The organism is Pseudomonas sp., from assembly GCF_037994325.1.
GTDB lineage: Bacteria > Pseudomonadota > Gammaproteobacteria > Pseudomonadales > Pseudomonadaceae > Aquipseudomonas.
The window spans coordinates 1-6,041 of sequence record NZ_JBBNAH010000760.1 but is presented as its reverse complement, the minus strand read 5'-3'; the positions used below and the strand labels follow the sequence as shown (position 1 = coordinate 6,041).

General features: G+C 61.8%; 4 protein-coding genes and 1 pseudogene. 2 read left to right on the top strand and 3 right to left on the bottom strand.

Annotated features, from left to right (window positions below; genetic code table 11):
- Positions 1-138, top strand: a pseudogene (locus tag AAAB16_RS25515) (thioesterase); the annotation flags it as partial.
- A gap of 189 nt (positions 139-327) precedes the next feature.
- Here AAAB16_RS25515 and AAAB16_RS25510 read toward each other — a convergent pair.
- A complete protein-coding gene (locus AAAB16_RS25510) occupies positions 328-1,605 on the bottom strand; it encodes an acetyl-CoA C-acetyltransferase (protein ID WP_340665876.1) in 1,278 nt (425 codons plus the stop codon).
- 159 nt (positions 1,606-1,764) lie between these two features.
- On the opposite strand from AAAB16_RS25510, the gene AAAB16_RS25505 reads away from it, so the two are divergent.
- Positions 1,765-3,117 (top strand): 3-oxoacyl-ACP reductase, encoded by a 1,353-nt coding sequence (locus AAAB16_RS25505; RefSeq protein WP_340665875.1) that lies wholly within the window; start codon positions 1,765-1,767, stop codon positions 3,115-3,117.
- 166 nt (positions 3,118-3,283) lie between these two features.
- Here the strand turns inward: AAAB16_RS25505 and AAAB16_RS25500 are convergent, their stop codons facing one another.
- Positions 3,284-5,215, bottom strand: a complete 1,932-nt coding sequence (locus AAAB16_RS25500; RefSeq protein WP_340665874.1) for a methyl-accepting chemotaxis protein — start codon at positions 5,213-5,215, stop codon at positions 3,284-3,286.
- Positions 5,216-5,382: 167 nt separating this feature from the next.
- The gene (locus AAAB16_RS25495) at positions 5,383-6,003 is read right to left on the bottom strand and encodes an ABC-type transport auxiliary lipoprotein family protein (RefSeq protein ID WP_340665873.1); all 621 of its coding nucleotides are present in this window, start codon (positions 6,001-6,003) and stop codon (positions 5,383-5,385) included.
- Between the last annotated feature and the right edge of the window lie 38 nt (positions 6,004-6,041).

Below are 6,041 nucleotides of genomic sequence, written 5' to 3'. Positions count from 1 at the left end.
GCCGAGGAGATTGAGCGGCTGCAAAGCGAGGCGAGTGAAATGGGTAAAGCCGAGTATGTGCTGGAGTTAGAGCTGCTGGATGAAAGTGGCGAGGTGGTAGCGCAGAGTCGGGGGCTGTACCAGTTGCGACGGCACTGATCTGCGTAACGGCTGGCCCTCTCCCCAACCCTCTCCCGCTCGCGGGAGAGGGTTGGGGAGAGGGGCCGTTGATCTTGCGGGCAAAAAAAACGGCATCGCCGGGGGAGGCGATGCCGCGCTCTTATAAAAAGAGAATCACGGAGTTGCTACATCCTGCCTTTGCGATGCTTTGCTTAGGCAAGGCTTAGATCACTTTTCGATGATTGCAGTCACACCCTGCCCGCCGGCCGCGCAAATCGAGATCAACCCGCGGCCGCTTTCCGCCACCGACAGCAGCTTGGCCAGGTTGGCGACGATACGTCCGCCTGTTGCCGCAAACGGGTGCCCAGCGGCCAACGAGCTGCCTTTGACGTTCATTTTGCTGCGGTCAATTGAGCCCAACGCGCCCTCCAAGCCCAGGCGAGTTTTGCAATAGTCGGGGTCCTCCCAGGCTTTGAGCGTGCACAGCACTTGCGCAGCAAAGGCTTCGTGAATTTCGTAGTAATCAAAATCCTGCAGGCTTAGGCCATTGCGCTTGAGCAGTCGCGGTACGGCATACACCGGCGCCATCAGCAGGCCTTCCTTGCCGTTAACAAAGTCCACCGCCGCCGCTTCGCCATCGCGGAAATAGGCGAGGATCGGCAACCCGCGCGCCTTGGCCCACTCTTCGCTGGCCAGCAATACCACCGAAGCGCCATCGGTCAGCGGTGTGGAGTTGGCAGCGGTCATGGTGCCGCGCGGGCCTTTTTCGAATACCGGTTTCAGGGTCGCGAGTTTTTCCAGGCTGATATCCGGGCGCAGGTTTTGGTCGCGGGTCAGGCCCAGGTACGGGGTGAGCAAATCGTCTTGCCAGCCTTCGGCGTAGGCGGCGGCGAGTTTCTGGTGGCTGGCCACCGCTAGCTGGTCTTGTTCATCGCGCGGAATCGACCAGGTTTGCGCCATCAGCTCGCAGTGCTCGCCCATCGACAAGCCGGTACGCGGCTCGCCATTGCGCGGTATATGCGGGGCCAAATGGCGCGGGCGAATTTGCAGCAGGGCTTTAATTTTGTCGCCGGTGCTTTTGCTGCGGTTGGCTTGCAAAAGGATTTTGCGCAGGCCTTCGTTAACCCCAATCGGCGCATCGGAGGTGGTATCCACACCGCCGGCAATGGCGCTGTCGATCTGCCCCAGGGCAATTTTGTTGGCCACCAGAATCGCCGCTTCCAGGCCGGTGCCGCAGGCTTGTTGAATATCGTAGGCTGGGGTTTCCGGGGCCAGGCGCGAGCCCAGTACGCACTCGCGGGTCAGGTTGAAGTCGCGCGAATGCTTGAGCACCGCGCCGGCCACCACTTCACCAATGATTTCGCCGTGCAGCTTGTAGCGCTCGATCAAACCTTCCAGGGCAGCGGTAAGCATTTCCTGGTTGCTGGTGGTGGCATACACGGTGTTGGAGCGGGCGAAGGGAATACGGTTGCCGCCGACAATGGCGACCCGGCGCAGCTGGGTCATGTGAGATTCCTCAGAGGTTACGTGGTCACAAGACTAGCTTGCCATTAAGTTGTCGCATTGGCCGCCTTGCCAACACCGCAAGCGGCACGGTCAATTGCGCACGCTGCCGGTCTGCGTAGAGTGGGCCTACATTTGATTCTCCTGCTGGAGCCTTCTGCCATGTCTGATCGTTACCTGAACTTCGCCAACTCCCCTACTGGCCGCCGCCTGGTCGGCGCCCTCGGCCTGCCCTCGCCGGTGCGCCTGGAGCGCTGGACGGCCGGGCGCATGCGGCCGGTTGAGGGCGCGCTGCTGATCAATGGCGGCGTATTGGCCGAGGCCGCCAGCGGCTTTTTGAATCGCCTGACCGATCAGGCCTTTGCCAGCGCAGACGGCCTGTTTGGCTTGGGCCGTTGGACCGCCGAGCATGGGCCGAAGCTGAAAGCGCTGATCTTTGATGCCAGTGCCATCAGCAGCGCCGAAGAGCTCAAGCAACTGCGCGAGTTTTTCCAGCCGGCGCTTAAGGGCTTGGATCTGTGCCCACGAATCGTGGTGCTGGGCCGCCCGCCGGAGTCGTTAAAAGACCCGTTTGCTGCCAGCGCACAACGTTCGCTGGAAGGCTTTACCCGCTCCTTGGGCAAAGAGGTTCGCCGCGGCGGTAGCGTGCAGTTGCTCTATGTGGCTAAGGGTGCGGAAGACCAGTTGGAAGGCGCCCTGCGCTTTTTCCTTTCACCGAAAAGCGCGTATGTGTCGGGCCAGGTGGTGCGCCTCGCGCCCTGCACAACCCAGGTGCATGACTGGAGCCGTCCGCTTGGCGGCAAAATCGCTCTGGTCACTGGCGCCAGCCGTGGCATCGGCGCCTCCATCGCCGAAACCCTGGCCCGTGACGGCGCCAGCGTGGTGCTGCTGGATGTACCGGCGATGAAGGACGCCCTTGATGCCCTAGCCGCACGCTTGGGTGGGCGCAGCGTGGCGCTGGATATCTGTGCGCCCGATGCACCCGAACAACTAGTGGCAGCGCTACCCGATGGCGTCGATATCGTTGTGCACAACGCCGGTATTACCCGCGATAAAACCTTGGCGAAAATGAGCGACGCGTTTTGGGATCAGGTCATCGACGTCAACCTGCGTGCCCCGGAGATTCTCAGCAAAGCCCTGCTCGACGGCGGCAAGCTCAACGACAACGGCCGCATCGTGCTGCTCGCCTCCATCAGCGGCATTGCCGGCAATATGGGCCAGAGCAATTATGCGGTGAGCAAGGCGGGCTTGATTGGCTTGGCCAACGCCTGGGCGCCCGCGCTGGCCAAACGCGGCATCAGCATCAACGCGGTGGCACCGGGCTTTATTGAAACGCAGATGACCGCGGCCATTCCGCTGACCATTCGTGAGGCCGGGCGGCGGATGAATTCCATGGGGCAAGGCGGCTTACCGCAGGATGTGGCCGAGGCCGTGGCCTGGTTTGCCCAGCCCAGCAGTGGCGCGGTAACGGGGCAGGTGTTGCGCGTGTGTGGGCAGAGTTTGTTGGGGGCGTGATCGCCGCCTTCCCACCAAAAAGTTCGCAGTTAACTACTGCGTATGACTCAGCATTCTGGGTCCCCGCCTACGCGGGGACGACGGCGATAGGGCTAAAACCTCCGTCTCCCCCGCGCAGGCGGAGGCCCAGATTCTTAGCCCCAACGGTAATCTGCGCAGCGGCGGTTTAGAGCCTAAAGCTGCCCATCTGCTTACCGAGATCATCCGCCAAGCCCAACAAGGTTTTGCAATCCTGCCGACACCCTTGCACTTCATCCGACGTCGCGTGCGCCAAGTCGGCAATGCCCTGCACGTTGCGGTTGATCTCTTCGGTCACGGATGATTGCTCTTCGGTCGCCGCCGCGACCTGGGTGTTCATATCGCTGATGCGTTCGATCTGCGCGGTAATCGAGCCCAACGACTCGCCCGTGCGCTGGCTTGATTGCACACCATCCCCGGTCGCCGCCTGCCCTGCTTGCATGGAACTCACCGCCGCTTGCGCCCCGGTTTTCAGGCGCAAGATCATTTGTTGAATCTCGCCGGTCGAGGCCTGGGTACGGCTGGCCAAGGTGCGCACTTCATCCGCCACCACGGCAAAACCACGGCCCATCTCCCCGGCCCGCGCAGCTTCAATCGCGGCATTCAGGGCCAGCAGGTTGGTCTGCTCGGATATGCCGCGAATCACCGACAGCACTTGGTCGATGGACGCCACTTCATTAGCCAGTTCACTAACAGCCCCGGACGCCTCGCCAATGTCGTCGGACATTTTCTCGATCTGCTTGATCGAGCCGCCCACGACTTGCCGCGCTTGCACCGCTTCGTCCCGAGCGCTCTGCGAGGTGGTGGCGGCGCTGCTGGCGTTGCGGGCAATCTCCTGCACGGTCAGGCCCATCTCATGCACGGCGGTGGCGACCATATCGGTCATTTCATGCTGACGGCCGGCGCGCCCAGCGGTGTTTTCTACCACCGTGGCGACTTGGCCAACGGCGGTGCGCAGCTTGACGCTGGTGCCCAGCACGGCGCTGATCAGGTCACGCTGGCTGCCAATAAAGCGGTTAAAGCCACGGGCCAGATCGCCCAGTTCGTCGTGGCGGCTTTCGTCCAGGCGCCGGGTCAGGTCGCCGCCACCACCACCGATTTCCACCAGCGCCGCGGTGACTTGCTTGATCGGCCGCACCAGGCCACGGGCCAGCAATACCACCAAGCCCAAGGAGAACAACGCCACCAGCAAACCGATCAGGCTGCTGGTGATCAGCGCCTGGTTGGCATCGGCGTAGATTTCCGCTTCCGGCACTTCGCTGACCAGTTGCCAGCCGAGGGTTTTCAGCGGCCGCGCCAGGGCCAGGTAGCTCTCGCCGTCACGTTGGAAGTGCACGGCTTTGTCGGTGCCTTGCAGCAATTGGCTGGCGGCATCGCTACCGACCAGGTCGCTGAGTTGACGACTGTCGTTGAATTCCGACTGCGGGTGAACCTTGACCTTGCCGTCGGCGCTAACCAGAAAGATGCGGCCTTTCTGGCCGAATTTGAAATTGCGCACCAGGTCCGACATGGCCTGCAGGCCAAAGCCCAAGCCGGCCAGGCCGATGGTTTTACCGTTAGCGCTGATGCGCTGGTTGATAAACAAGGTCGGTTGGTTGGTGGTTTTGTCGGTGTCCACCTGCACCGCACGGTTGTCGCTGCCATCGACAAAGCCGTAGAACCAGGCGTTCTCCGTCGGGCCACGGGTGAGGGTGCGGTCCAGGCCTTTGTCGGTGAAGTAGTGGCCAGTACCAGCGGCAACGATAAAGGTGGTCAGGGCTTTTTGCTGGGTTTGCACACCGCGCAGGTAACGTACAAACGCCTCTTGCTGGCTGGCGTCTTCGCCACTGGCCAGCCATTCCTGCACCATGCTGTTTTCGGCAATGGCGCGGGCGGCGGTAAAGGGTTCGGTGAGGATGCGTTCCAGGTCGTTGCCAATGGCCGTAACGCTGGCAGGCAACGCTTGGTCGACCAAGGCTTTCTCCGCGAGGCGGTTCACCACCGCGGCATAAATGCCCACCACAATCAGAATACTGGCCAGCAGGGCGGCGCCCATGCTGAGGATTAACTGCCACTGAATACTGCGTTGCCAGAGGCGCATAGGAGCGTACCTGTATAAGCCATGGGGGAGGAAAGCTGGACAGATTGTATACAAAGCACCTGACCTTTCGGTCAGAAAGTTACGCGCTAATGACGGCGTACTTGGCTCTTATCGACCATCGGTATAACCGACTTTAGCTGCGACCTGGCGTTCTCCCCTACCGCTCGTCAGGGCTGGCGGCTGTGCTCGCCCTGCTGCACCACCCAGGGCACCAATTGTGCGCTCAGGCTGTTACTCGCTTGGCCAAACGCGGCCACCACATCGGCTACACCGGCACTACTGGCTGGTTGACGAATATCGAAGCGGCGTGCGGCAACAATTTTGCGGCTGGCGCCTTGCACCAGTTGCACATCGAGACGAACGACCACGGCGACCTGACCGCCGCTGTATTCGCTCTGGAACGCCCGCAAGTCGCTGACCAGTACCAAGTCAGCCTGCAACTGGGCGTCATCGCTGCTCAGTTCGCGGATGCGCCCATCGGCCTGAAAGCCATCGAGCAAGCGATCACGCAGCAACACCGGACCGTTGTCGCTCCAGCGCGCGCCCTGGTAACTGCTGATCACGCTGCCTTCAGGCACCACCGCAATTCGAGGACTGTCGAGCACCATCACCGCCTGTGGCTTGGCCACGCGCAGTGACCAGTTCACCGGCGCCGCTGTGCTGGCATTCACGGCCGGCGCAGCCGGCAGCAGGTAGACATTGCTCGGTTCGCTTTTCGGCAGAATCGAACAGGCCGACAGCAGGCTCGCGCCGAGCACCAGCGCCAACGTAGTAACAGCACGACTCATGGTTGGAACTCCTTGTTCTTTTCACCGCCGAGCAAGTA

Excerpts from the sequence above, each read along its gene's own strand:
- AAAB16_RS25510 (WP_340665876.1), bottom strand. The coding sequence starts at position 1,605 with ATGACCCAGCTGCGCCGGGTCGCCATTGTCGGCGGCAACCGTATTCCC.
- AAAB16_RS25505 (WP_340665875.1), top strand. The coding sequence starts at position 1,765 with ATGTCTGATCGTTACCTGAACTTCGCCAACTCCCCTACTGGCCGCCGC.
- AAAB16_RS25500 (WP_340665874.1), bottom strand. The coding sequence starts at position 5,215 with ATGCGCCTCTGGCAACGCAGTATTCAGTGGCAGTTAATCCTCAGCATG.
- AAAB16_RS25495 (WP_340665873.1), bottom strand. The coding sequence starts at position 6,003 with ATGAGTCGTGCTGTTACTACGTTGGCGCTGGTGCTCGGCGCGAGCCTG.